This is a genomic window from Streptomyces sp. NPDC041940 (genome assembly GCF_055589465.1).
Genome location: NZ_JBVJBP010000008.1, coordinates 214,541 through 239,356 on the forward strand (window position 1 = coordinate 214,541; position 24,816 = coordinate 239,356).

At 73.6% G+C, this 24,816-nt stretch carries 20 protein-coding genes; 14 read left to right on the plus strand and 6 right to left on the minus strand.

From position 1 onward, the window contains the following. The first annotated feature begins 108 nt into the window (after positions 1-108). The 5 genes from ACZ6I3_RS16730 to ACZ6I3_RS16750 are packed head-to-tail and all read left to right on the plus strand — an operon-like array spanning position 109 to position 8,295. Positions 109-3,513: a WD40 repeat domain-containing protein gene (locus ACZ6I3_RS16730; protein WP_469415284.1), complete on the plus strand. Its 3,405-nt coding sequence runs from the start codon at positions 109-111 to the stop codon at positions 3,511-3,513. After that, positions 3,510-5,147, plus strand: coding sequence for a TolB-like translocation protein (locus ACZ6I3_RS16735; RefSeq protein ID WP_469415285.1), 1,638 nt, complete (start codon positions 3,510-3,512; stop codon positions 5,145-5,147). Before ACZ6I3_RS16730 ends, ACZ6I3_RS16735 begins: the two co-directional genes overlap by 4 nt. Continuing rightward, positions 5,144-6,322 (plus strand): nucleotidyltransferase family protein, encoded by a 1,179-nt coding sequence (locus ACZ6I3_RS16740; RefSeq protein WP_469415286.1) that lies wholly within the window; start codon positions 5,144-5,146, stop codon positions 6,320-6,322. The genes ACZ6I3_RS16735 and ACZ6I3_RS16740 overlap by 4 nt, the downstream gene beginning before the upstream one ends. Next, a complete protein-coding gene (locus ACZ6I3_RS16745) occupies positions 6,319-7,677 on the plus strand; it encodes a hypothetical protein (RefSeq protein ID WP_469415288.1) in 1,359 nt (452 codons plus the stop codon). Before ACZ6I3_RS16740 ends, ACZ6I3_RS16745 begins: the two co-directional genes overlap by 4 nt. Before the next feature lie 30 nt (positions 7,678-7,707). Next, on the plus strand, positions 7,708-8,295 hold the full coding sequence (locus ACZ6I3_RS16750) for an SLATT domain-containing protein (protein ID WP_469415289.1): 588 nt from the start codon (positions 7,708-7,710) through the stop codon (positions 8,293-8,295). Here the strand turns inward: ACZ6I3_RS16750 and ACZ6I3_RS16755 are convergent. Next, positions 8,248-9,852, minus strand: coding sequence for a carboxylesterase/lipase family protein (locus tag ACZ6I3_RS16755; protein WP_469415291.1), 1,605 nt, complete (start codon positions 9,850-9,852; stop codon positions 8,248-8,250). The genes ACZ6I3_RS16750 and ACZ6I3_RS16755 overlap by 48 nt on opposite strands. A gap of 367 nt (positions 9,853-10,219) precedes the next feature. Between ACZ6I3_RS16755 and ACZ6I3_RS16760 the strand changes: the two genes are divergently transcribed. From ACZ6I3_RS16760 to ACZ6I3_RS16770, 3 genes are all read left to right on the plus strand, one after another. Beyond that, positions 10,220-11,644: a Gfo/Idh/MocA family protein gene (locus ACZ6I3_RS16760; protein WP_469415293.1), complete on the plus strand. Its 1,425-nt coding sequence runs from the start codon at positions 10,220-10,222 to the stop codon at positions 11,642-11,644. 143 nt (positions 11,645-11,787) lie between these two features. Beyond that, complete coding sequence (locus ACZ6I3_RS16765) at positions 11,788-12,831, plus strand: LacI family DNA-binding transcriptional regulator (protein ID WP_469415295.1); 1,044 nt, start codon at positions 11,788-11,790, stop codon at positions 12,829-12,831. Between the two features lie 185 nt (positions 12,832-13,016). Continuing rightward, positions 13,017-13,439, plus strand: a complete 423-nt coding sequence (locus ACZ6I3_RS16770) for a helix-turn-helix domain-containing protein (RefSeq protein WP_469415296.1) — start codon at positions 13,017-13,019, stop codon at positions 13,437-13,439. Between the two features lie 28 nt (positions 13,440-13,467). On the opposite strand, the gene ACZ6I3_RS16775 is transcribed toward ACZ6I3_RS16770, so the two are convergent. Then, positions 13,468-14,004 carry a peptidoglycan-binding domain-containing protein gene (locus tag ACZ6I3_RS16775; RefSeq protein WP_469415298.1) on the minus strand — a complete coding sequence of 179 codons (537 nt, stop codon included), beginning with the start codon at positions 14,002-14,004 and terminating at the stop codon, positions 13,468-13,470. A 304-nt stretch (positions 14,005-14,308) separates the two neighbouring features. On the opposite strand from ACZ6I3_RS16775, the gene ACZ6I3_RS16780 reads away from it, so the two are divergent. Further along, the gene (locus ACZ6I3_RS16780) at positions 14,309-15,340 is read left to right on the plus strand and encodes a DUF5954 family protein (protein ID WP_469415299.1); all 1,032 of its coding nucleotides are present in this window, start codon (positions 14,309-14,311) and stop codon (positions 15,338-15,340) included. Between the two features lie 16 nt (positions 15,341-15,356). Here the strand turns inward: ACZ6I3_RS16780 and ACZ6I3_RS16785 are convergent, their stop codons facing one another. Further along, complete coding sequence (locus ACZ6I3_RS16785; protein ID WP_469415300.1) at positions 15,357-15,764, minus strand: SRPBCC family protein; 408 nt, start codon at positions 15,762-15,764, stop codon at positions 15,357-15,359. Between the two features lie 123 nt (positions 15,765-15,887). On the opposite strand from ACZ6I3_RS16785, the gene ACZ6I3_RS16790 reads away from it, so the two are divergent. Then, positions 15,888-16,286, plus strand: a complete 399-nt coding sequence (locus ACZ6I3_RS16790; RefSeq protein ID WP_469415301.1) for a VOC family protein — start codon at positions 15,888-15,890, stop codon at positions 16,284-16,286. On the opposite strand, the gene ACZ6I3_RS16795 is transcribed toward ACZ6I3_RS16790, so the two are convergent. Further along, complete coding sequence (locus tag ACZ6I3_RS16795; protein ID WP_469415303.1) at positions 16,272-16,955, minus strand: DUF6597 domain-containing transcriptional factor; 684 nt, start codon at positions 16,953-16,955, stop codon at positions 16,272-16,274. The two genes, ACZ6I3_RS16790 and ACZ6I3_RS16795, sit on opposite strands and share 15 nt — an antisense overlap. Before the next feature lie 29 nt (positions 16,956-16,984). Further along, positions 16,985-17,920, minus strand: coding sequence for an AraC family transcriptional regulator (locus tag ACZ6I3_RS16800; RefSeq protein ID WP_469415304.1), 936 nt, complete (start codon positions 17,918-17,920; stop codon positions 16,985-16,987). Between the two features lie 81 nt (positions 17,921-18,001). Between ACZ6I3_RS16800 and ACZ6I3_RS16805 the strand changes: the two genes are divergently transcribed. After that, a complete protein-coding gene (locus ACZ6I3_RS16805; protein ID WP_469415305.1) occupies positions 18,002-18,847 on the plus strand; it encodes an NmrA family NAD(P)-binding protein in 846 nt (281 codons plus the stop codon). Positions 18,848-18,859: 12 nt separating this feature from the next. On the opposite strand, the gene ACZ6I3_RS16810 is transcribed toward ACZ6I3_RS16805, so the two are convergent. After that, a complete protein-coding gene (locus ACZ6I3_RS16810; RefSeq protein WP_469415306.1) occupies positions 18,860-20,011 on the minus strand; it encodes a YihY/virulence factor BrkB family protein in 1,152 nt (383 codons plus the stop codon). Positions 20,012-20,063: 52 nt separating this feature from the next. On the opposite strand from ACZ6I3_RS16810, the gene ACZ6I3_RS16815 reads away from it, so the two are divergent. The 3 genes from ACZ6I3_RS16815 (at position 20,064) to ACZ6I3_RS16825 (ending at position 24,743) form a co-directional block, all read left to right on the plus strand. Next, entirely contained in the window at positions 20,064-21,698 is a 1,635-nt protein-coding gene (locus tag ACZ6I3_RS16815; RefSeq protein WP_469415307.1) for an acyl-CoA dehydrogenase family protein, read from the plus strand. Positions 21,699-21,970: 272 nt separating this feature from the next. Then, positions 21,971-23,248 carry a GAF domain-containing protein gene (locus tag ACZ6I3_RS16820; RefSeq protein WP_469415308.1) on the plus strand — a complete coding sequence of 426 codons (1,278 nt, stop codon included), beginning with the start codon at positions 21,971-21,973 and terminating at the stop codon, positions 23,246-23,248. Positions 23,249-23,432: 184 nt separating this feature from the next. Further along, complete coding sequence (locus tag ACZ6I3_RS16825) at positions 23,433-24,743, plus strand: hypothetical protein (protein WP_469415310.1); 1,311 nt, start codon at positions 23,433-23,435, stop codon at positions 24,741-24,743. The last annotated feature ends 73 nt before the right edge of the window (positions 24,744-24,816 follow it).

Genomic DNA, 24,816 nt, shown 5'->3' on the forward strand with positions numbered 1-24,816 from the left:
CATGCCCGAAAAACCGACTGTCTTTCAATTTCGGTCGTTCCGAAGCCTTTTCGCCGTTCTTGCTGCCAAGATGACCTCCCACTGATCGTGCAGTCATGAAAGGCAGACGTGGCCGAAGAACGCCTGCTCCCCTCAGCGGTCCGCGACCTGCTGCACCGCCTGCCACCCGGGACCAACGAACGGGATCTGTGCCGCCGGCTGATCCGTGAGGGCCAGCCACTGGGCTTCCTCACGCACTGTGTCGCCGAGGGTGACGCGGAGGCGCTGCGGCTCGCCATGGCCGGCCACACGCCGTTGCACGAGGTGCTGGAGGAGTCCTCCAACCACACGCGACTGACAGAACCCGTGGACCCACCCCTGGTCGACCGCGAGGCGGCAGCGACCCGGGCGTTACGCGCCTACGCCGCCCTCGGACTCGCTATGGCCGGGGAGGCCGACACAGCCGAAGGACATCTACGGACCGGAGTGTCCTGGCTGCTGCGCAGCGGCGCCGCGTCGACGGGCCGCGAAGAGGCGACGGACCGGAACGCGCCGGCCGGCTCAGCGCGGGGTGAGCGGATTGCCCGGCTGCTCGCCGCCGACGGGGTCCCCGTCTCGGTCCGCGCCCACCTGTTCCTCATCCTGCTCGCTCTCGACGGTGGCCTGCCTAAGCCCCTTGGCGGGCCCCGCCTGACAGTGCTGGCCGAACACGGCAATCGCGGCAGGCGCTTGCAGCTCCAGGTGGACCTGGTGCGCGGGCTGCCCTCGGGGCTGTTCCCCGATCCCCGGACCATGTCCGCCTTCCTCGGCGACGAGAGATTCCGGGGCTCCCTCGACGACGCCTGGCAGACCGCGCGGCCCGAGAAGCTGAAGGGTGCCGTGCTCTGGTCGCTGCGGGACGACGACGGCCCCGTCGACCATGTGAGCGACTCCTCCTTCGGCGCGGCCTTCGCCGTCCTGCTCACGGAGCTGGGCAGGACCCGGGGCAGTGTGATCGGGCCGCTGCGGCTGAGCCGGGCCAATCCCCGTACGGCCGTGGTCGGCGCGGTGTCCGCCGCCAACCCCCGCGTCATCGAGTCCGTGGGCGGCTACGAGCACAAACTCGGTGTGCTGAAGTCCGGTGACCGGGTCGTCGTACCGAAACGGGACGAGAAGGAGGCCCGTGCCGTCGACAGCGCGGCCACCGTCGTCACGGTGGTCACCGTGGAGGAGGCCGCCAAGGTGGCCCGCCGGCTCGACACACGCGCGACGTCGCGGCTCGGGGGCGGTCTGCTGGTGATCGCGCTTCTCGCCTCTCTCGTGGCGTGGGGTGTCGCGAGCGGTGAGAACGAGCGGAGCAACCGCCGGGCGGAGGCGGCCAGGCTCGCCGCGCAGGCCGTCCGTCTCAGCGGCAGCGAACCGCGAAGGGCCGGGCTGCTGGCCCTCGCCGGGTCCGAGATCGACCCCGGGAACAAGGAGGCCGAGGACGCCGTCCAGGAGGTCCTGGAAGCCAACCGCAACACCGTGGCCACCTGGGTGGCCGACGAGACCTTCGTCGGCTCCCTGGCCGTCGACGCCAGTGGCCGGCGGGCCTACACCTCGGGCGGCGACGACGCGATCCGGGTCTGGGACACCCGGTCGGGACGCAAGCTCGCCGAGGTGCAGGGACGGGCGGCCGGGCTCGTCCGCGGTGAGGAGTCGGGCATCCTCGCCGCCCACGACGGCAGGGACGTAAGGCTGTTCGACTCGTCGGGCAAGAAGCCCGAGGCGCTGGGGACAGTGAAGGCACCCTCCTGCACCGGGCCCTACAGCGAGATCGTGAGGATGGGCTTCACGGCGAGCGGCTCCGCCCTCACCACCGTCTGGGACGACGGCGCCGTGGCCGCTGTCGATCCCGTCAGCCGCACGACGACCGGTTGCGTACGGCTCCGCGACATCGCGGGCAAGAAGATCCGCGACCTGCTGCGGCAGGGCCGGACGGCGATCAGCGCGGACCTGGTCACCGGCTACGCCGGCCCGGGCGGCGGCAGTGACCAGGCAGTCCTCCTCCTCACCACCAACGACGTGATCGCGGTGGACCTCCGGACGGAGAAGGTGTCGCACCTCGTTCCGGCGGCCCAGGTCCCCGGTACCGCCTCGCTGGTCCGGGCGAACCAGGACATGGTGACCCTGGCCGTGGACAAGGGGGTGCTGGCCTGGGACCGGACCCGCCGGGGCCTGATCACGGACCGGCTCAGCGGGGTGTCCGGACGGCCCGCGGGCATGGAACTGGACGGCGACGACGTGGTGGTGGCCGGTTCCGAAGGTACGGCGGTACTCGATGTACGGCCCGCCCTCGGCAGCCCTGCCGAGCAGTTGGCCACGCCGAGCGGCGGGCGCTCCGTCGCGGCCGCGCCGGCCGATGACGGAACCGTCGTGGCGGTGGGTGAGAACCGGGTCACCGTGCTCGCCGACGCACCGGTGCAGCGGGCTCTGCCCCCGGCGGAGCCGTCCACGGGCATGGCCTTCGGCCCGGGAAACACCATGCTCCTCGCCGACTTCGAGACCAACAGCTCCCAGGGGGCCTACACCATCGACCTTGACACCGCGTCCGAGGTCTCCGCTGCCGGCGGAACCTCCTACGAGCCCGTGGTCGACTACCCGGCCTCGGCCGCGTACATCAACTCCCTCGCGCTGTCGGACAAGTACGTGGCCGCCGTCGGGCAGAGCCGGGGCCTCGGCGCGGTGACGCTGTGGAAGCGGGACGGCACCTACCTCCAGGAGATCCTCATGTCCCCCGAGCGGGACCGTGAGCGCAAGCTGGAGGAACGCATCGTCACCCACGTCTACTTCGTCCCGGAGGCCCGCCTGATGGTGGCCCGGCACATCAGCGGAGACGTGGGCATCTGGTCGACCGGCAGCTGGCAGCGCCGGGGCACCATCGACCTCGACCCCGGCACCACGGCCATGGCGATCCACGGCACGACGGGCGTCTTCGCCGAAGGCGAGGGCAAGAAGACCCGCCTCGTCCAGGTGGACCTGGTGACCCGGAAGCGACTGCGCTCGGTCGCCGCCCCCGACGTCGTACGCGTGTCGGTCTCGGCGGACGGGTCCCGGATCGCCACCCTCGCCTGGGCCAGCCGCACCGTCAGGCTGCTGGACGGCAGGAAGCTGACAGCGCTGCGCTCGCCGCTGCGCCTGCCCGCGGGTGAACTCGCCCGGGACAGCGCGATCTCACCGGACGGCCGGCTGGTGGCGACGGCGATGGGAGACCACGTCCTGATCCACAACCTCAGGACCGGGCAGCAGACGATGCCACCGCTGCGGGACACCAACGGCGTGGAGGTGGTCGAAGTGCAGTGGTCCGCGAACGGCGCCTATCTCGCCGGAGCCACCCTGCCGCCCGAGCGCGAACACAAGCAGCCGGGCGCGGTCAACGTCTGGAAGATGACGGAAGGCTCGCCCGAGCAGCGGATGTGCGACTGGGCCGGCGGCGGCCTGACGCGCGAGGAGTGGGAGAAGGACGTGGACGAGTCCGTGCCGTACATCGACCTGTGCGAGGGGGTGTCCGGATGAACCGGTTCCGAGCGGCGGCGAGATGGGCGGCGGCCCTCGTGGTGGGGGCGATGCTGGTGGGCGCGGGCTGCGACGCGCCGGGCGGCGGGGACGACGCCGGGAACGGGAACGAACGGGGCCACGGCGCCCCTGTCCTCGCCTTCGTCCGGCCGGCCGCGGGCGAGATCGTCCTGGCGGACGCCAACGGCCGCACCTGGCGGGGGGCGCGGCTGAAGGCCAAGGCGGACGACGTCCGCTGGTCCCCGGACGGGTCCGCGCTGGCATGGATCGACGAGGAGGGCTACAGCCCCGACGGACGGAGAATCCACCGCCTCGACATCGCCACGGGCCGCGTACGCACGTCACCCTGCCCCTGCCACGGAGTCGGCTTCCTCGGCGACGAGGCCGCGACCCTGACCGCCGACGGCGACGCGCTGCTGTTCTTCGCCGCCGACGGGAAGGTCAGGCGCGCACAGCTCAGCGTCCCGCAGACCGACTACGCCAAGGTCGCCGCCGGCGGCCGGGACGCGGTGACGATCGCCAACCTGCTGCCGGAGGAGAAGGCGGGGCGCGGCCAGTTCGAGATGGTCGCCGCCGACCGGTCCGGGACGATCCGGCCGTTCCTTCCGGCCGGTGCGCCCACGTCGTTCGCGGAGGGCGTGCAGTCCCCCGACGGGCGGCGCGTCAGTTGGGAGTCGGCCGATTCCGGCGGGGCCTGCTGGAACGTCGGGAACGTGCGGATCGCGGCGTACGGCGTGAAGGGCCGTCAGGATCCGGAGCGGCCCACCGACGCGGCGATGACCGGGGCTCTGCTGAAGGACCGGGTCCTCGTGAGCGGCCTGGCCTGGGCGGGCCAGGGCCTCACCGTGACCTTCGGGCCGCAGGCGGGATGCCAGGCCGTGCCGCCCGGGCGCTTCGTGTCGTACTACCTGCGCGACGGCCGGTGGCGCTTCATCGGCTCGGGCATGCTGGCGGTCGGCTACGGCCGGCAGGGGCGCGCCGCGCGACTGCTGGTGCCCGAGCGGCCCGAGCCGCTGAAGCCGGACGAGTTCGCCTTTCCACTTCTCGGCGAGCTGGAGTTCACCGACGGGCGCGGTGAGCGTCATGTCATCGGCTCCCGGGTGTCGGACTTCGTCTTCACCCCGGCCGAGGCCGCGGGGGCGACCGCACCCGCCGCGGCGGCACAGCCCGGGCGGGCCGAGGTGGCGAAGACCAGCGACCGCGGCGAACCGGTGCCGGCCCATCTGCGGGCGCTGGCGCAGCGCATCAGGGACGCGGCCGAGGACGACGACGCCGCGAGGCTGCGGAAGCTGTGCGATCCCTGCGACAACGAGACACGGGCGGCGCTGCGGACCTCCGAGGGCCGCCGCGACCTGGTGCGGCTGCTCGGCAGCCACCCCGGCCTGACCGAGAACGGCATCGTGTTCCCCGGCCTGGCCGCCCACCGCTGCGTCGACGAGCCCGCGCGGGACATCACCTGCACCACCGCACAGATCCAGGACATCACCCTGCTGGACATCCCCGTGATGGACAGCGGCACCTACGACAGCGACACCTACAGCGGCGACGTCTACGAGCCGGACCTGGAAGAACGGCTGCATCTGCGGACGGGTTCGGGCGGAAAGGCCCTGTGGGTGGGGAGGTTCGCGCCATGACCGTCACGGACGACGTGGAAGGCGCCGGTACGGCGGACGGAACACCCTGCGACTGCGGGCGCGACTGCCCGCCGTACTCCCCCGCGCCGGGCGCCGAGGAGGTCCGCGCCCCGAACGGCCCGGTCCTGGCGGGCGACGTGGTGGGCGGCGACCGTGTCGTCGGGTTCGCCTATGTGCCGCCGCAGACCGGGACACCGGCGGGGGCGGCGCACGACCGACTGCTGACGGAGGGCGACGGCGGCCTCGCCTCGCCCCCGCCGCGCCCTGTCCCCGCGCTCCGGCCTCCGGGCCCCGGCGACGAGCGGCTCCCCCACACCAGGCTGCCGGAGAAGGTCGTGGTGCCCGCCGCCCGGCAGTCCCGGTGCCTCCCGGCGGCCGTGCGCGACCTGCTGGCCGACGGGTCCGCACCCTGGTCGCGCGTGCTTCCCTCCCTCGCCGAGAGGATACGGGGGGCCGGACACGAGCTCTGGCTGAGCGGCGGTGCGCCCCGCGAACTGCTGTCCCGCCGCGGCCGGGAAGAGGTCCGGGACCTCGACCTGACGGGCACCGCCCCGGCGGGACACTTCGCGGAACTGGCCCGCCGGACGCTGGAGGAGGACGGCGAGACATACGAGCTGAGGACTCCCGTGAGCCCCGACACCCTCGTGTGCACGGTGCTCGACGACGACGAGTCGACCCCGATGGTGGAGTACCGGGGCCTGGGCGTGGGCGGCTTCGGGTTCCCGGCCACCGGCACCGACCTCGTCGCCGACAGCGGTCAACGGGACTTCACGGTGAACAGCGTCCTCTACGACTTCAGGCGTCACCTCGTCCTCGACCCGGGCAAGCGCGGCCTGCCGCATCTGTCGGGACGGGAGCGGGTCCTCGCCCCGGTCGGCCGGTCGTCCGATCCACGGGTCCAGGCCGCCCTGGCGCTGCGGGCGGTGAAGTTCCTGGTGCGCTGGGAAGCCGACGGCCCGGTGAACACGGACGAACTGAGCGCATGGACACGGGAGTTCCCCGAGGACCTGGCGGGCCGGGTCCGGGAGCGGGGCGACCAGGCCTGGGATCAGTTGCTGGCCCTGCACCACGAATGCCTGGGCGGTGTCCCCGCGGACCGGCAGACAGCCGTGGCGAGCACACTGGGGCCGAGCGTGGAGCGCCTGCTGACCACACTGCTGGGGAGTCCCGCATGAACGCCGAACCCGCGACCGGCGGTACCGCGCTCGCCCCGCACCGGCCCCTGGCCCGCTGGGTCGCCCGCCTCGGCGCCACGGCTTCGGACGTGCCCGGGGCACACCGCGTCACCGGTCCCGTGAACGACGGAGCCGAACGGACCGACGCACGGACGCTCCCCCTCTTCCAGGACCAGTCCTGGCGCAGGGTCGGCGTGGCGGCTCACCGGGACGACAGCCCGGCCGTCCCCGCCCTGGCCCTCCACCACCCCGGACGCGGCATCACCTACGTCGAGTTGGACGACCACGGCCGCCCCCTGCGGGCGGGCGCGCCGGGCACGGAACTGGTCGCCCGGATCGAGGCGCGGTGGGACGCGCCGCCCGCGGAGCCGGACGTCCTGCGGGTCCTCGCCGCCGAGAGCCTCGACCTCCGGCATGCCCTGCTGCACCGTCTCGCCGCCGAGACCGCGCCGCCCCCTGCCCTCTTCCACGCGCTGCCCTGGGCCGACCTGGACACGGTCGCGGCCAATGTCCTGGCCCTGCTCGACGGGGACGCGTCCGTCGAACGGCCGGGCAACGAACTCCGCCACTGGTTCACCCCCGCGGCGACCCGGCTGGCCGGCCCCCTGGCGGTCCTGGAGCGCGGTCTGCGGGAACGACGCCACCCCGGGGCGCTGCGTCACGAGGCCGCCTCCCTGCTGACGGGACTGCTGGCCGCCCGGCCGGAGAGGATTCCCGCTGCCACGGCCCAGCGGCTCGCCCTTCTGGCCGAACGCCTGGCCACCCGGGACGTCCTCTTCCGGCACCCGGCCCGGGTGATCGCCTCCCGGCTGCACACCACCGGCCCGCCAGGACGGTCGCCGTCCCTGTCCCTCCGTCTGGACGCCGAGTTGCCCGCGGCGGCGAACCGGGAGACCGACCGTACGTATGAGCAGTCCGCCCGCGACGAACTGTTCGGGGTGAGGGTGGAACAGACGCCCGGCGGCCGGGTGTGGGTGACCCTGACCCTCCCGAGGCCCTCCGCTGCCGGGGACGTGTGGACCACCTCCGCGGACGGCCTCGTGGCGCCCCTCGTCCTGCGCGTCGGGGAGTCGGAACGGCACCGGTTCTGGATCGCCCTGCGCAACAGGGAAGAGGGCCTGCTGGGTGTCCTCGACCTGTTCGCCCCGCCCGACCGCTTCGAACTGGTCGCGGACGAACCCGCCGTGCCGTTCGCGGCGTTGCGCAGCGTCCCCGCCGCCGAGCTGGTGCCCTCTCTGCACGCCTCCTCGAACGTCACCCTGCGTCTGTGGGAGACGGCGGCGAGGGCCCTCCCTCCCGACCATGCCGTACCCGGGGCCCTCCGGCTCTACCGGGAGGAGATCACCCGCCGGTGACGCCGGTGAGCGACGAGCAGGAGGCACACAGTGGCAGTGAGCGGGCAGGCCGATCCACAGGCCCGGCGGGCCGCGATCGCCGACGAGCTGCGCAGGCTCGAGGAGAGCGCGATGTACAGCGCCCAGACCCAGTTCGAGACGGCGAAGCACTGGCGGGGCGTCCACCTGATGATGGGCATCCCCACGAGCCTGCTGGCCGCGGTGGCCGGCACGACCGCGCTGGTGGAGTCGACGGGGCGGATCGCCGCCGGCATCCTCGCGCTCGTGTCGGCCGGGATCAGCGCCGTCATGACCACGGTGAACGCGCCGCTGCGCATGTCCCACGCCACGGGCTGCGCCAACGCCTATCTGGAGGTGCAGACAGCCGCCCGGCAGGCCCGGACCGTGGACCTGCCCGTCATGCCGGTCGACGAAGCCCGGGTCGTGCTGGCGGAGTTGACCGCCCGCCGGGACGAACAGAACCGGGCCGCGGATCCCCCGGGCCGACGCGCCTACCGGCGTGCCCAGGCCAATATCGGGCGCGGTGGCCAGACGTACGCGGTGGACGACGAACGGCCGGTGGCGGGACGGTCAGTGCCTGCGGAGCGCCCCGGAGCGGCGGAGTCGTCGTACGGCTGAGCGCAGTTCCGTACCGCGGCTGTGCGGACCGTCGGCGGGGACCGACGCGAGCGGGGGTTCCTCGGGTGTGACGGCGTCGGCCGCCCAGAGGGCGAGTTCACGGTCCCGGGGGCCGTACGCCGTGTAGGCCACGCCGTTCTCGGCGTCCGGTGCGCGGTCTCCGAAGACGCGCACCGGATGGGCCGCGTCCCAGCGCTCCCAGCCCGGGTCGCCGTCCGTGGCGAAGCGCACCCACGCGGCGTGCATCGCGTCGGCCAGGTCCCGCGGTCCGCCCTCACCGGCCAGTTTGCGCGACTCGGGGACCTCGCCGGTGTCGAAGACGAAGCCGAGCTCCAGGGCGTGGCAGGCGCCGAGGCCGGGGAGGTTCGAGGGCCAGGCGAACTCGTACACGTACGAGGGTTCCGTCCGGGCGTCGGCCAGATGGTGCAGGGGGACGCGGAGGAGGTGGTCGGTGACGAGCTGGCCGACGAGGTCCGCCGTGCTCGCCTCGGGGTGCAGGGCGCGGTAGCCGCGCGGGACCTCGCTGCCGCAGTGGCAGCGGGCCATGGCACCGGCCAGGGCGACGGCCCCGAGGCGGTCGACGCGCTCCAGGAGGCCGCCCGGGACCAGCCACAGCCGGTACTCGTCCCGGGTCCAGCCCGTCAGCAGCTCGACCCCGGGGGCCGCGCCGCCCTCGGTGAGGGCCTCCAGGGGGTCGCGCGGGACGGTGTCGCCGTCGATGACGATGCCGAAGGCGGGGCCGCCGACGACCGGGCTGCTCAGTCTGCCCACCTCGGCCTGGGTGCTCAGCAGCAGGTCGCGGTCGACGGCGGCGAAGGCCTCGGCGGTGGCGGGGATCTTCAGCCGGGTGGCCATACGGCGCACCATCCGCCGCACCTTGGCCCGCTCGGACGCCTCGGGCGGCCCGCTCTGCAGGACCGCCCGCCGGACCAGCCCCTGGGTCTGCGGGGCGGCGACGAGGGCTCCGATGCTGATCGCCCCGGCGGACTGGCCGGCGAGGGTGATGCGGCCGGGGTCGCCGCCGAAGGCCTCGATGGCCTCGTACACCCAGGTCAGGGCGGCTATCTGGTCGCGCAGGCCGGGGTTCGGGGGCGTCTCCGGGAACAGTCCGTAGCCCTCGACGCCCAGCCGGTAGTTGACCGAGACACAGACCACGCCGTCACGGGCGAAGGCATGGCCGTCGTAGACGGGTACGGCGGAGGAACCCCTGGTCAGGGCGCCGCCGTGCAGCCAGACGAGGACCGGGAGGCGGGCTCCGGGGGCCGGCTCCGGAGTCCAGACGTTGAGGTTGAGGCAGTCGTCGCCGGGCACCACCGGGTCGGACAGGTAGTGGGCGAAGGCGCCGGAGTACGGGGGCTTCGGCGGGGTGGGGCCGAAGGTGCCGGCGTCCCGGACGCCGTCCCAGGGCGGGAGGGGCACGGGCGGGCGGAAGCGGCGGGGGCCGAAGGGGGGCGCCGCGTACGGGATGCCGCGGAAGACCGCCACTCCCCGCTCGTACCTGCCGCGTACGGCCCCGTACGGGCTCCTGACCACGGGATCCGTCTGGCCTGCCGTCATGCGCCCACCAGCCCTTCGCCGCGCTCGTGCGCCGGTATCACCAGAGCACCACATCGCTCACCGGTATTCCGGTGCAGGAGCCGCCTTGACGGCTGTTCGGCGTACATCAGGGTGCCGAACCCGAGCTGGTCGCAGCCTCCGCTGGCGACGTACGGGCGGCCTTCACGGCTTCCGGGTGACCTGCACACCCGGCTGAGCCCGGCGACACGTTCGGAGTATCGAAAGCCGATGCTCGATTCTGCTCGGAACCGCTTCCCATCGAGCACATATTGACATGTCACGGTCGATGCCCCCAGAGTCATGCCCCGAACGTCCCGACAGTGCCCCGGCAGTGATGCGAGCCACCTCATCGAGGAGTGTTGCCGTCATGTCCGAAACACCCGCTGTCTCACGCCGACTGCTTCTGGGCGGCGCCGTCGCCACCGGCGCGGCCGCGGCCGGGATGACCGCCGCGGCCCCGGCCGCGTCCGCCGCGACCGGGCAGGCGCCCCGCCGCCGTCCCGGGCAGAAGTCGATGACCGGCGTGCCGTTCGAGGCCCACAGAACCGTCCGCGTCGGTGTCATCGGCCTGGGCAACCGCGGCGGAGGCATGGTCGAGGGCTGGGCGGCCGTGCCCGGCTGCACCGTGACCGCCGTCTGCGACATCCGCGCCGACCGCGCGCGACGCGTCGCCGACCGGCTGGTGGGCAAGGGCGAGCCCCGCCCCGCCGAGTACGGCGGATCAGCCGGCTCCTACGCCCGGATGCTCCGGCGCGACGACATCGACCTCGTGTATGTCGCGACGCCCTGGGAGTTCCACCACGAGCACGGCAGAGCCGCGCTGCTCAGCGGCAGGCACGCCGTGGTGGAACTCCCCGTCGCCACCGAACTGCGCCAGCTGTGGGACCTGGTCGACACCTCCGAGCGCACCCGCAGGCACCTGCTCCTCGCCGAGAACTGCAGCTACGGCCGCAATGAACTGGCCATGCTGAGGATGGCGCACGCCGGTGTGTTCGGCGACATCACCAACGGCCATGGCGGCTACCTCCACGACTTGCGTGAACTCCTCTTCTCCGACGCGTACTACACCGACTCCTGGCGGCGGCTGTGGCACACCCGCAGCACCGCGTCCCTCTACCCCATGCACGGGCTGGCCCCGATCGCGGCGGCCATGGACATCAACCGCGGCGACCGCCTGGCCACCCTGTCCGCCACCGCGACCGCCCCGAAGGGACTGGCCGACTACCGCGAGCGCTTCGTCCCCCGGGACCATCCGTCCTGGAAGGAGACGTACGTCAACGGCGACCTGGTCACCTGTCTCATCCAGACGGAGAAGGGCAGAGTCGTCCGGGCCGAGCACGACGTGAGTTCACCCCGGCCGTACAGCAGGATCAACACCCTGGCCGGCAGCCGCGGGATCGTGGAGGACTACGCCGGGCCCGCCCCGACCGGCGCGCGCGTCTACCTGGAACCGGACCACGGCGGCCACACCTGGCGCGACTTCGCCGACTACCGCAAGGAGTTCGACCACTGGCTGTGGCGGAAGGTCGGTGACGACGCCGCGAACAACGGCGGTCACGGCGGCATGGACTACGTACTGCAGTGGCGCACCGTCCAGCTGATGCGCGCCGGGCTGGTGCCCGACATCGACGTGTACGACTCGGCCGCCTGGTGCGCGGCGGTGCCGCTGAGCGCGGCGTCCCTGGCGAGAGGGGGCCGCCCGGTCGAGATCCCGGACTTCACCCGTGGCGCCTGGGCCGGCAGGCGGCCGGGCCTCGACTCCGACCCGACGGAGATGCCGCCCGTCGGCTGAGGCCCTGACCCGGATCGGCCGCCACCGCCGACGGCGCCCTGCCCGGGCGTGAGTGACCGGCATTCAGTCGTCTGTCTACCCGCCGTCCTGCGCCGCGCCTAGAGTAGGAAGCGCTTTCTGCCCGGTGGAGAGGTGGGTTCCCGATGGTCCGTACGGCGAGTGCGAGCGTGGCGGCAGGTCCGACGCTGGCGGTCGTGGCCCGCGAGGCGGGGGTGTCGGTGCCGACCGCGTCCAAGGTGGTCAACGGCCGGGAGGACGTGGCGCCCGAGACCCGCCGCCGGGTCACCGAGGCGCTCGACCGGCTCGGCTATGTGCGCAGACCCCGGTTCGACGCGGCGAAGGCGCCACGCATGGTCGACCTGGTCGTGCACTCGCTGGAGAGCTCCTGGTCGGGCGCGGTGCTGCACGGAGTGGAGGAGGCGGCGCACGACGCGGGCCTTGAGGTCGTGGTGTCGGCCGCCCTGACCCGCTCCCGGACCGGCCGCCCGGAGCGCGGCTGGCTGGACAAGCTGGTCGCCCGGGGCTCCTCCGGGGTCCTGTTCAACCTGGCCGAGCTGAGCGACTCGCAGTACGCCTGGCTGGAGCAGCACCGCATCCCGTTCGTGATGATCGACCCGGTCCAGGAGCCGCCGGAGGGCGTGGTCTCGGTGGGGGCGGCGAACTGGCAGGGCGGTCTGACGGCCACCGGGCATCTGCTGTCCCTGGGGCATGAGCGCGTCGCCGTCATCGCCGGCGACCGGCGCACGCTGTGCAGCAGTGCCCGGGTCGCCGGTTACCGCTCGGCGCTCGCGTCAGCGGGGGTCGGGCACCGGGCCGAGTACCTCCGGCACGCCGGTTTCGACGAGAGCCTGGCCCGCCGTCGCACGCTGGAACTGCTCGATCTGCCCGAGCCGCCGACGGCCGTCTTCGTCTGCTCGGACCGGATGGCGCTGGGGGTGTACCAGGCCCTGGCCGAGCGGGGGTTGAAGGTCCCGCACGACGTCAGCGTGGTGGGCTTCGACGACCTCCCGGAGGCCCGCTGGGCCTCCCCCGCCCTGACCACGGTCCGCCAGCCCCTGTCGGAGATGGCCGCCACGGCCCTGCGCTCGCTGCTGCGCATGATGGACGGGCACCGCCCGGAGAGCACGCGGACGGAGTTGTCGACCCGGCTGGTGGAACGGGCGAGTACGGCGGCGCCGGGGGCGTAGGGCGTTCGTCACGCGCGGGAGCCGACACCCACGCACGGTCGCTCGGTCGGCCGTCTCACACCCCCTGCGCGCGCCGCGCGCCCGTCGCCGCGGGGAACTGGTCCGGACGGGCCGGCGTCGAACGATGCGGTGGGGAGGGGCCGTTGCCCGGGGGTGCGGTGGCGGCGGGCAGTTGGGGGACGACCATGGCACGCTGGCAGCCGCTTCCGGACGCACTGCCGAGGGAGGCACGGCATCTGGTCGAGCAACTGCGGGCCCTGAAGGACCGCACGGGTCTGAGCCTGGCCGAGCTGGCACGGCGCACGGCGTACAGCAAGTCGTCGTGGCAGCGGTATCTCAGCGGGGCCAAGCAGCCGCCGAGGGGCGCGGTGCAGGCGCTGTGCCGGGTGGCCGGGGCGGATCAGGCGCGGCTGCTGGCGGTGTGGGAGCTGGCCGACCCGACGTGGCCGCGGGGTGGGCCGGTGCCGGCCGGACAGGCGGTGGACCTCGCGACACCGCCGCCCGGTGCCGAGTACCGGCGGTGGCGGGCGGCGGCGCTGGTCTCCTTCGCGGTCATCGTCGTACTGCTGGCGGGGCTGCTGTGGGCGCTGCCGTCGTGGAGCGGGTGACTCCGGGGTCACCCGCCCGTCGGGTCAGTCAGCCGAGCGTGCGGTAGTGCGCGTTCTTCCAGGGCCCGACGTTCTTGAGCTTCACCTGGTACTTGCCGCCCACGCGCTTGAAGTTGACGTTCCGCGCGTCGCCCTTGTACTGGACGACGTTGCCCGGGAGGCTCTGCAGCCGGGTCTGGGCGAAGTCCCAGCTCTCGCTGACGACGGTGCCGTCGGTCTCGGGGAGGTTGTGCCGGCTCTGCCACCACTGCGTGGCCGACTCGGTCTCCGGCCCGAACGAGCCGTCGATCTGGCTCTTCTTGAAGGGCCGCCACTCGCCCTCGTCGTCCTCCCACAGGGCGCCGTCCGCCCACAGGACGGTCTCCCACAGGGCGATGGCGTTGCCCCTGGCGTAGGCCTCGACGCCGAGGTTCTCCTCGTCCTCCCAGTCGTTGGTGACGGCGCCGCCGCCGTCGATGCCGAAGTAGGGAGCGGCGTTCGCGGCCGGTGCCAGGGCGATCCCGGCGGCCCCGCCCCCCAGCAACACGGCCGTCACCATCGCCATGGCCCGATTGCGCATGCTCATACGGTGTTTCCTTTCCGAACCGCCGTCCCCCGCGGGTCACCCCTGGGGCGGCTCGTCTCGTCTGGCACGGCACAGCCTCGCGTCCGGCCCCCGGACCCGGCGAGCCTTCCCGGCGTCCACGGACCGCCCAGGGACGGCTCACGCGCCGGGCGGCGGTGTCCCGGCGGAGCGTGGGACGCGCCGGGTCTCCCTGGGCCGGGCTGGACCTGAAAGCGGTGCCCGGCATCCGCGCCCGGTTCCCAACAACCGCGTTGGTTGCATCGCCCGGCCTCCTCGCGCCCCTCGCGACCGGGACAATGTGTGCATGGATGATGACTGGCAGCAACAGATCGACGCTCTCCAGGAGGAGCTGGTCCGCCGCGACGACCCGGCCGCCTGGGTGCGGGAGGCCGACGCGATGGACGCCTCGCGGCGCTATCCCGCGCTGTCGCTGCGCGGACCGGTCTTCGGGGTCGCCGCGCAGGATCCCGCCGTGGGACCGGAGTGGCGGCTGCTGAAGCCGGTGACGGACGGCATGCCGCAGGTGGCCCGGGACGGACTCCACTCCCACCTGTGGTTCACGGCCAAGGACGACACCGACGACCCGGCCGTCCGGCGCGAACTGCTGGCGGCCGTAGCGGTGATGGAGAGCGAGCCGGTGAACGAGGTGGAGGCGTGCGGCGTGCGCTACCGGGTCGTGCGCGGCGACGAGTTCGCGCGCTGCGACGACGACGGTCTCGAGCCGCCGCGCCCCACCGACCTGGAGCCGGTGCGGCGGTCGTGGGACAAGCGGGCGAGGGACACCGCGTCCCCGGACCTCGGCTTCGTCCTCGACCCGGCCCGCCCGGACGGCCTGGCGGCGGGCGCGCTGCGGCTGGGCCTGAGCGACTTCGCGTACAAGGGAGCCCGCTTCCCCTCCGACGTCCGCGAGGACTCCGAGCGCGCGGTGGCCACGCATCCGGACCCCGTGCTGCTGCCCGTCGGCTTCGGCGTGGTCGAGCGCGGCCGCCACGGCTGGCAGCCCTGCGGCACGCTCATGTCCACACCCCACGACGCCCGGCGTCTGCTCTACAACGGCATGTCCGAGATCTGGGCCATGCTGTACCGGTACGACGAGGCGAAGAAGGCGAAGTACGCGCGCGCCGCCGAGGAGTACAAGGCGCTCGACCGCGCGGACGAGTTCCGCTTCGACGACCGCCTCTTCCGGATCTGCCGCGTCGAGCGTTTTCTGCGCATGGGGCCCGACGGACCGGAGGGCCCGCGGCCGTCGGACATCGACGAGTACGGTCCCATGAAGATGCACCCGACGATGGACGAGGACGGCACCATCCACTACGAGTCGGAGACGGCGGACTAGGGAGGACCGGAGAGGACTAGGGGCGTTCCATCAGCCGCTTGAGGGCGGTGAGGTCGGCGGTGACCGCCTCGGCGTCGCGGCGGAACTCCTCGTCGCTCATCCCGGGCTGCCGGCGCAGGGTGAACACCACCTCGCAGCCCGGGCCGTCGGCGATCACCCGCATCGGGTTGTGCACGGTCTGCCCCGAGGGCAGGGTGACGTCGTGGTCGAGCACGCCGAACTCGTTCCTGGGTGTGAACACGACCACGACCCGCCCCATGGGCGACTCCCCCACCCACCGGCCGTCCACCTTCTCGATGGAGCGGGCCAGCCCGGGAGCCCAGCCGGGAACGTTGAGGGGGTCGGCGACATGGTCGTAGACCTCCTGGGCGGGGCGGTCGATCGGGATGCCGAGGTGCCGGGATCGCTGTGTCGTGGTCGTCATGGCGGCGACGTTACGGGGCCGGCCGGGGGATGGTCTTGAACGGATCGGACACGGGTGCCGGTGCCGGGCCCGGTGTCCGTTTCCTTCAAGACCGGCCGCCCCGGGCCCGCCTACGGTGGGCCCATGACCGCACGATTCGATGCCATCGGCCTGGTCGTCTCCGACATGGCCGCCTCCGTCGCCTTCTACCGCCGGCTCGGTTTCGCCTTCCCCGAGGGCGCCGAGGACCAGCCGCACGCCGAGGCCGAACTGCCCGGCGGGCTCCGGCTGATGTTCGACACCGAGGAGACGGTCCGCTCCTTCCTCCCCGCGTGGCAGCCGCCCGCCGGCGGGGGCCGGGCCTCGCTGGCCCTGCGCTGCGACGGGCCGGCGGACGTGGACGCGGTGTACGGGGAACTGGTGGGCTCCGGGTACCACGGCGAGCTCAAGCCCTGGGACGCCTTCTGGGGGCAGCGGTACGCCGTCGTGCTCGACCCGGACGGCAACGGGGTGGACCTGTTCGCGGCCCTAGGAGCCGAGTAGCTCTCCCAGCGGCAGCCCCGCCAACTCCCTGACGTCGCGGGCCAGGTGGGCCTGGTCGGCGTATCCGGCCCGGGCGGCCGTGTCCGCGAAGGGCACGCCGTGCCGGGCCAGTGCGAGGGCGCGGCGCAGCCGCAGGATGCGGGCCAGGGTCTTGGGACCGTAGCCGAAGGCGGCCAGGGAGCGGCGGTGCAACTGGCGGGCGCCCAGTCCGAGTCCGTCGGCGGTGGCGGCGACCGGGCGGCCCGCGTCGAGGGCCGTGACGACCTGCCGCAGCACGAGGTCCGGGGGTCCGGCCTCGGCCGCCTGCCGCAGCGCCACCTCCTCCAGGCCGCTCGCCGGGTCGGGGGCCGCGTTCACACGGTCGGCCAGGCGGCGTGCCTCCGAGGCCGGCCACAGATCCGCCAGCGCGACCCGGCGGTCACGCAGCTCGTGCGCCGGTACGCCCAGGAGCGCGGGCGCCGTGCCCGGGTAGAAGCGCACCCCGGCCCAGGCACCGGCCTCGCCGCCCGTCAGGTACGCGTGAGTGTCGGGTCCGGCGACCATCAGCCGCCCTTCGTGCCACAGCAGGTCCATGCACCCGTCGGGCAGCACGCGCCCCACCCCGTCCCGGTCCGGGGTGTTGGTCCACACGACCGCTCCCGCCAGCCGCGACGCCCACTCCACGTACACGGGTGCCAGGCTACGCCGCCCCCGCCCGGTCACGCCGCCCTTGCCCGGTACTCCACCGGGCTCACCCCGTACACCCGCTTGAACACCGTAGACAGGGCGAACGCGCTGCCGTAGCCGACACGGCGGGCCACCGCGTCGAGCGTGTCGCCGGAGTCGCGCAGCCGGTCGGCGGCCAGGGCGAGGCGCCAGCCGGTGAGGTACGTCATCGGGGGCTCGCCCACCAGGCCGGTGAAGCGGCGGGCGAGCGCGGCGCGGGACACTCCCGCCTTGGCGGCGAGCGAGGAGACGGTCCACGGGTGGGCGGGGTCGTCCTGGAGCAGGCGCAGCACGCCGCCGACGACGGGGTCGGCGAGGGCTCGGTACCAGGCGGGCGCCTCCGCCTCCGGGCGGGCGAACCAGGCCCGCAGCGCCGCGATGACCAGCAGGTCGAGCAGCCGGTCCAGGACGACCTCCTGGCCCGGCTCGTCCCGGACGATCTCCTCGGCGACGTACGGCGTGAGCGGACAGGCCCACACGTCGGACGGGAGCGTGAGCAGCGGCGGCAGGGCGTCCAGCAGCCGTCCGCTGACCTCGCCCTTCATCGGGTACGTGCCGATCAGCATCACGGTGGCTCCGTCGAGCCGGTCGCCCCAGGTGCGGACGCCCAGGTCCATGGAGCCGTTGAGGGGCCGCCCGTCGGGGTAGCGGCACTCCTGGTCCGGCAGGATCAGCGCCTGTGGGGCCGTACCGGGGTCGTCGGCGCAGGTGTACGGGTCCGGGCCGCGGGCGATGGCGAGGTCCCCAGCCCGCAGCAGGACGCGCTCGCCTTGGTCGGGCACCACCCAGGCCTCGCCGCGCGCGACGAGCATCACGGTGAGCGGGGCCCGGTCCTCCACCCGGACCGCCCACGGCGGGTCGAAACACGCCCTGATCATGAACGCGCCCCGGGCGCGGGGGCCGTCCAGGAGCCCTGCGACTGCGTCCATGGGGTCAGCGTAGACGCGGGCGTATGGGAATGAGCCGTTCAGCGATGGTTCCGTGGCGCGTACGGCAGTTGACTCGACGGCATGACGAACACGACACGGAACACGCAGGGCATGACAGTGGTGGTGACGGGCGCCTCGGGCCGTACGGGGAGCCGGGTGGCGCGGGCCGCGGAGGCCGCGGGACTCACGGTACGGGCCGCGTCCCGGGCGACCGGTTTCGACTGGTGGGACCGCTCGACCTGGGCGGCGACCCTGCGCGGCGCCGACGCGGCCTATCTCGCCCACCCCTCGGACGTCGGCGCGCCGGGTGCCGCCGAAGCGGTCGGGGCGCTGGCGCGCGAGGCGGTCGGGCTCGGGGTGCGGCGGCTGGTGCTGCTGTCCGCGCGGGGCGAGGACCAGGCCCTGCCGACCGAGGAGGCGCTGCACGCCTCGGGGGCGGACTGGACGGTCGTACGGGCCGCGTGGTTCGCGCAGAACTTCAGCGAGGGTCCGCTGGTGGCGGAGCTGCGGGAGCACGGTGAGCTGGTGTTCCCGGCCGACGAGGTGCGGGAGCCGTTCCTCGACGTGCGGGACATCGCGGACGTGGTGGTGACCGCGCTGACGGGCGGCGACCGGTACGTGGGCCGGACGATCACCCTGTCCGGGGCACGCCTGCTGACCTTCGGGGAGGCGGTCGCGGAGATCGCCGAGGCGACGGGGCGGCCGCTGACGTACCGGGCCGTCTCGGTCCGGGACTACGGCGAGGCGATGGCCGGCTTCGGTATGCCACCGGAGGAGGTCGCGGTCATGACCGGCATCTTCGACACCCTCCTCGACGGCCGCAACGCGCATCTCGAGGACGGCGTCGAGGAGGTCCTGGGCCGTGCGCCCCGGGACTTCGCCGACTTCGTACGGGAGGAGGCCGGGGCCGGGACCTGGAAGGCCTGAGACCGCCGTCCGTCACTTCTCCTCGGGCGGCTGCCTCTCCCCGTTGGCCGGCGTGTGCTTCACATGCGTGCTCCTGACATGCGTGCGCAGGCGGGCCGAGACGTCCTCCGGGGGGAGGAAGCGGGACCAGCGTTCCGGGAACTCGGAGGGCATGTCGGGGTCGGCCTCCCCCTGGGCGGCGGCGCGGGCCACGTACTCGGCGACCTGCGCCTGGCGCAGCCGCTCGTTGGCCTCGCGGGCCGCGGCCGTGGCGGCGGCGGGCCAGACCCGGTCGATGGCGGCGTTGACCGCGGCCCCGACCAGCACCGCGAACGCGGACACACCGATCCACAGCAGCACGGCGACGGGCGCGGCCAGGGAGCCGTAGATCGTGGGGCCCTCGACCGTGCTGGTCAGGTAGATCCGCAGCAGGAAGCTGCCGAGCACCCACATGCCGAGGGCGAAGAGCGCGCCGGGCACGTCCTCGATCCACGGGGAGCGGACGGGGACGGACACGTGGTACAGGGTCGTGAGGAAGGCGATCGACAGCAGTATCACCACGGGCCAGTACAGGATCTGCACGACCGTCGTCGACCACGGCACGATCCGCACCACCGCGTCCGGCCCGGCCACCATCAGCGGCAGCGCGACGGAGCCGACCAGCAAGCCCACGATGAACAGCGCGAAGGCCAGCAGGCGGGTCGGGACGATGCCCCGGACGCCGTCGAGGCCGTACATGACGGTGATGGTGTCGATGAAGACGTTCACGGCGCGGGAGCCGGACCACAGGGCGAACAGGAAGCCGATGGAGATGACGTCGGGCCGGCCGCCCTTCACCACGTCGTGCAGGATCGGCTCGGCGATCTCCCTGACGCCCTGGTCGGAGAGGACCGTGCGCGCGGCCTCCAGGATGTTGGCCTGGAGGCTCTCGATGGTGTCGGCACCGGTCCAGGCGTCGACGTAGCCGAGCAGTCCGATCATGCTGAGCAGCAGCGGCGGCACCGACAGCAGCGTGAAGAACGCGGCCTCGGCGGCCAGGCCCAGGATGCGGTACTCGATGCAGGAGTTGACGGTGTCCTTGAGCAGCAGCCAGGCGGTCCTGCGCTTGGATACGTTCCGGTAGAGGGCGCGCGCCCGGTGGAGGCGTCCGGAGGGTGTGTCGGGGGTTTCACTTGCTGGCTGCACCCCCTAACGGTATCCGTCGCGCCCGGCCGCACTCACCCGGTAGGTTCGCTTCATGGCTGCCAGCACCCACTCCGTGAGCAACCAGGTCCCGCCGCTGGTCGGGTACGACGTCTTCACGGCCGACCGGGCCCTCACGGCCGGGGTCGAACGGCATCTGGATCCGGATCTGCGCGACGAGGTGTTCGGCGAGCTCTCGGCGCTCGGGCGGGCCTCCGGCTCGGCCCAGGTGCAGGAGTGGGGGGTGCGGGCCAACGAGAATCCGCCGCGGCTGCGCACGCACGACCGGTACGGCGAGCGGATCGACGAGGTCGAGTTCCATCCGTCCTGGCACCGGCTGCTCGGCAAGGGCGTCTCGGCCGGTCTGACGGCGGCCTGGGCGCGGCCGGGCGGGCACGTCCGGCGGGCGGCCGCCTTCCTCGTGTGGACGCAGGTCGAGGCCGGCAACGGCTGCCCCCTGTCGATGACGCACGCGGCGGTGCCCGCCCTGCGCACGGACCCGGAGCTGGCCGCCGAGTGGGAGCCGCGGCTGACGTCCGTGGTCTACGACCGTGAGCTGCGGCCCGCGCACCTGAAGGCCGGCGCGCTGTTCGGGATGGCCATGACGGAGAAGCAGGGCGGCAGCGACGTCCGGGCGAACACGACGTCCGCGCGGCCGCTGGCCGAGGACGGGACGTACGAACTGACCGGGCACAAGTGGTTCTGCTCGGCGCCGATGTCCGACGGCTTCCTGGTGCTGGCGCAGGCTCCGGACGGGCTGACCTGCTTCCTGGTGCCGCGGGTGCTGCGCGACGGGACGCGCAACGTGTTCCTGATCCAGCGGCTCAAGGACAAGCTCGGCAACCGGTCGAACGCCTCGGCGGAGGTCGAGTTCGACGGGACCTGGGCGCGCCGGGTCGGCGAGGAGGGGCGCGGGGTGCGCACCATCATCGAGATGGTCGCGGCGACCCGGCTCGACTGTGTGCTGGGCTCGGCGGGGCTGATGCGGCAGGCCGTGGCGCAGGCGGTGCACCACTGCACCCACCGCGAGGCGTTCGGCGGGAAGCTCGTCGACAAGCCGCTGATGCGCAACGTCCTCGCCGATCTCGCCCTGGAGTCGGAGGCGGCGACGACCCTGGCGCTGCGGCTCGCGGCCGCCTACGACGACGGCGGCGAGCAGGAGCGGGCGCTGCTGCGGATCGCGGTGCCGGCCGCCAAGTACTGGGTGACCAAGCGGTGCCCGCCGGTGGCGGTGGAGGCGGCGGAGTGCCTGGGCGGCAACGGGTACGTCGAGGAGTCCGGAATGCCCCGGCTGGTGCGGGAGTCGCCGCTCAACTCGGTCTGGGAGGGCGCGGGCAATGTCCAGGCCCTCGATGTGCTGCGGGCGCTGCAGCGGGAGCCGGGCGCGCTGGACGCGTATCTGCGGGAGGTCGGGCAGGCGCGCGGTGCCGATCACCGGCTCGACGGGGCCATCAAGAACCTGCTGACCGAACTGGCCGATCTGGAGGGCGTGGAGGGGCGGGCGCGACGGCTGGCGGAGCGGCTCGCGCTGGTGCTCCAGGGGTCGCTGCTCGTCCGGTTCGCGCCACCGCAGGTGGCCGACGCGTTTTGCGCCGCCCGGCTGGGCGGCGACGGGGGCGCGGCCTTCGGGACACTGCCGCACACGCTGGACCTCGCGGCGGTGGTGGAGCGGGCCCGTCCGGTGTCCTGACCTGCGGTTCCGACCTGGTGTGCCGATCCGCTCGCGCGGGAGCGGGGGTGGTGCTGCGCCGACACGGCACCACCCCCGCCGCACTGGCCCGTTCGAGCCATCGAACGCCGCTCGGGACGGCGCTGCTCAATTTTCAGCCACGGCCGGGCCGTCCACCAGGGTTGCGGGGGGTTGCAACTTGATGCCGACTGTGTGCGGAGTGCGCGCGTCCGTCAGGGGGCAGGCGGCACTATGAGACGGACAGTCAGAAACGGCTCCGGGGGGACATGCCGATGGACGTCACGCAGCTCGCCGCCGTGAACGCCACGCGGGCGGCCCGGGTCCTCGACGAGGTCCGTTCCGCCCGGCTCGCCGGGCAGCGCGCGCCGGTGGCGCCGCGGCCGGTGATCGAGCAGTCCTGGGAGCGCATGCTGCGCGGCGGCGTCGACCCCGACCACGACTTCCGGGCGGGGCTGCTGCCCCTGGAGGAGGTGCGGCGGCGACGCGAGACGACGGCGCTGCGCCATGTGCTGCCGGTGCTGCGGGAGGGGCTGCTGGCGGTCGCGGACATCGCCCACCACATCATGGTGGTCGCCGACGACGAGGGCCGGGTGCTGTGGCGCGAGGGCAGCGCGCCGGTGCTGCGCAAGGCCGACGGGCTCGGGTTCGAACTCGGCGCGGACTGGCGCGAGGACGTCGTCGGCACGAACGGTCTGGGCACTCCGGCGGTGGTGCGCCGGCCCGTGCAGGTCTTCGCCTCCGAGCACTTCGTGCGCTCCCAGGCCGGCTGGACCTGTGCCGGCGCTCCCCTGACGGATCCGCGGGACGGTCGGCTGCTCGGCGTGGTGGACGTCAGCGGGCCGCTGGAGACGATGCACCCGGCCACGCTCGCCTGGGTCGGCTCGGTGGCCAAGCTCGCCGAGGCCCGGCTGCGGGAGATGCACGTGGAGTCGCTGGAGCGGCTGCGCGCGGTGGCCGCGCCGGTGCTGGCCCGGCTCGGCGGGCGTGCCCTGGTGGTCGACCCGGACGGCTGGACCGCCGCGGTGAGCGGGATGCCGTACACCCGGCGGGTCGCCCTGCCGAAGTCGCTGTCGGCGGGCCCGCGGTGGCTGCCGGCGCTCGGGCTGTGCTCGGTGGAGCCGCTGGCCGGGGGCTGGCTGGTGCGGGCGGGCGCCGACGAGCCGGTGCCGCGCGGGGCGACCAGGATCGTGCTGGACCTCAGACGGGCGCGCGGCTGGTCGGTGGAGGTCTTCGGGGGTGCCGGGTCCTGGGCCCGCGAACTGAGTCCCCGGCATGCCGAGTTGCTGTACCTCCTCGCCGTCCACCGCTCCGGCCGCAGCGCCTCGGGCCTGGCCGGGGACGTGTTCGGCGACCCGGCCCGCACGGTGACGGTGCGCGCCGAGCTGTCGCGGGTACGGCGGTATCTGGGGGCGTTGCTGGAGCACCGGCCGTACCGGTTCGCCGAGGACGCCGAGGTGGAGATGCTGCTCCCGGACGACCCGCGCGATCTGCTGCCGTACTCGACGGCACCGGCGGTGTGCGGGCTCCGCACGTCCGCACCGGCCCCCTGAGCCTCACCGGACGTGCCGGCCGGGACACACGCCCCTCCCCCAGAGGTACATCTTTCGCATATTTGCGGGGTCTTCGTCCGCCACCCCGCTCACCTGCCGTAGCATCCCTCTACGGGTCACCCCACCTGCTCCTCCGTCAACGTATGGATCATCAGGCGCAGTTGGCCCGCCTCGGGAGGACGTTATGAAGCATCGCGGCAGACACCGGCGGCGCAGGCGGGGCAGGGCGGTACGGGCGACGCTGGCCGGGACGGCCCTCGCGCTCACCGCCGCCGCCACCCTGATCAGCGCTTCGCAGGCCGAGGTCGCCGACGCCCCGGGGACGCTGAAGCCGCTCAGCGCGTCGGCCGAGGCCGGGCGGCTGCCGCTGGCCGAGCACCGGGTGCCGGAGCAGTGGCTCGACCGGCTCTCCTCCAAGATGGGCCGCCCCGTCGGCGTCGGCACCGTGCTGGAGAGCGCCGACCGCCCGCTGCGGGACGCGGCCGGCTGCTCGACCGCCGAGAAGCACGCCCTGCCCATAGAACCGGCGGCCACCCGCGCGTACTGCTTCGGCGGCGCCGACACCCGGGGCTGGCGGCCGGGCGCGGTCACCACCTCGGGGGACGCGGACGACGACGGCCGCTGGGGCGGGAACCGTGTGATCCTCTCCGGCTGGACCAGCGGCGCCGAGGGCGGCTCCATGGACGGCCCGGCGCCCGAGCGAGGCCTGGCCAAGGTCGCCTTCGTCGACGCGAACGACCCGGACCGGCTCCGCTACACCTGGGCCCTGCTGGCCGTCCCGGTGGACGGCGGGCACGACTACCGAGGGCTGGTCTCGCCGCTGTCCGGCATGGTCTGGTACCAGGACAAGCTGCTGGTGACGACCCGCGAGGGCGACCGGGACGCGCTGTACGTGTACGACATGGACCGCATCCAGCGCGCCACCGTCGAGTCCGACGCGGTCGGCCGGGTGCGCGGCGGCTGGGCGGCGCACGGCTACCGGTACGTGCTGCCCGCCGTCGGCTCGTACACCCTGCCGGGCGGTGACGACGTGCCGCGCCCGGCCACCGTCTCCCTGGACCGCAGCACCTCCCCCGACAGTCTGGTCGCGAGCGAGTGGGTGCCCGCGGACGGCGACCGGCGCACCCGGCTGTGGCGCTACCCGCTGAGCCGGGACCCGGCCCGGCCCGGCCTGCTCACCACCGACTCCTCCGGGCACGCGGACCCGGTCGAGGCGTACGAGACGAAGACGACCGACGTACGGGGCGTGCTGGCGTACGCCTCGGGCTGGTACCTCGACCGCGCGGCGGGCTCACCGGGCGGGCACGGGACGCTGTGGCGCCAGGACACCGACAGCGCCCGGGCGACGGAGTGCGGGACGGACGAGACCCGCCACTGCTGGAGCGGCCGGTCGGGTTCCCTGTCCTACTGGGAGGAGACCGGCGAGCTCTGGTCCCAGTCCGGCCGCATGCTGTTCGCACTGCCCCTGTCCTCGGTCGACCGGGCCCTCGACTAGGGCGCGTCCGGCGGGGCGCCGGCCATGGTCGCGACGTCGGATGTTCGACAGGTCGTCACACCTGATGATTTCC

Excerpts from the sequence above, each read along its gene's own strand:
- ACZ6I3_RS16780 (WP_469415299.1), top strand. The coding sequence starts at position 14,309 with ATGGATGATGACTGGCAGCAACAGATCGACGCTCTCCAGGAGGAGCTG.
- ACZ6I3_RS16775 (WP_469415298.1), bottom strand. The coding sequence starts at position 14,004 with ATGAGCATGCGCAATCGGGCCATGGCGATGGTGACGGCCGTGTTGCTG.
- ACZ6I3_RS16805 (WP_469415305.1), top strand. The coding sequence starts at position 18,002 with ATGACGAACACGACACGGAACACGCAGGGCATGACAGTGGTGGTGACG.
- ACZ6I3_RS16765 (WP_469415295.1), top strand. The coding sequence starts at position 11,788 with ATGGTCCGTACGGCGAGTGCGAGCGTGGCGGCAGGTCCGACGCTGGCG.
- ACZ6I3_RS16815 (WP_469415307.1), top strand. The coding sequence starts at position 20,064 with ATGGCTGCCAGCACCCACTCCGTGAGCAACCAGGTCCCGCCGCTGGTC.
- ACZ6I3_RS16735 (WP_469415285.1), top strand. The coding sequence starts at position 3,510 with ATGAACCGGTTCCGAGCGGCGGCGAGATGGGCGGCGGCCCTCGTGGTG.
- ACZ6I3_RS16785 (WP_469415300.1), bottom strand. The coding sequence starts at position 15,764 with ATGACGACCACGACACAGCGATCCCGGCACCTCGGCATCCCGATCGAC.
- ACZ6I3_RS16790 (WP_469415301.1), top strand. The coding sequence starts at position 15,888 with ATGACCGCACGATTCGATGCCATCGGCCTGGTCGTCTCCGACATGGCC.
- ACZ6I3_RS16820 (WP_469415308.1), top strand. The coding sequence starts at position 21,971 with ATGGACGTCACGCAGCTCGCCGCCGTGAACGCCACGCGGGCGGCCCGG.
- ACZ6I3_RS16745 (WP_469415288.1), top strand. The coding sequence starts at position 6,319 with ATGAACGCCGAACCCGCGACCGGCGGTACCGCGCTCGCCCCGCACCGG.
- ACZ6I3_RS16770 (WP_469415296.1), top strand. The coding sequence starts at position 13,017 with ATGGCACGCTGGCAGCCGCTTCCGGACGCACTGCCGAGGGAGGCACGG.
- ACZ6I3_RS16825 (WP_469415310.1), top strand. The coding sequence starts at position 23,433 with ATGAAGCATCGCGGCAGACACCGGCGGCGCAGGCGGGGCAGGGCGGTA.
- ACZ6I3_RS16800 (WP_469415304.1), bottom strand. The coding sequence starts at position 17,920 with ATGGACGCAGTCGCAGGGCTCCTGGACGGCCCCCGCGCCCGGGGCGCG.
- ACZ6I3_RS16755 (WP_469415291.1), bottom strand. The coding sequence starts at position 9,852 with ATGACGGCAGGCCAGACGGATCCCGTGGTCAGGAGCCCGTACGGGGCC.
- ACZ6I3_RS16740 (WP_469415286.1), top strand. The coding sequence starts at position 5,144 with ATGACCGTCACGGACGACGTGGAAGGCGCCGGTACGGCGGACGGAACA.
- ACZ6I3_RS16760 (WP_469415293.1), top strand. The coding sequence starts at position 10,220 with ATGTCCGAAACACCCGCTGTCTCACGCCGACTGCTTCTGGGCGGCGCC.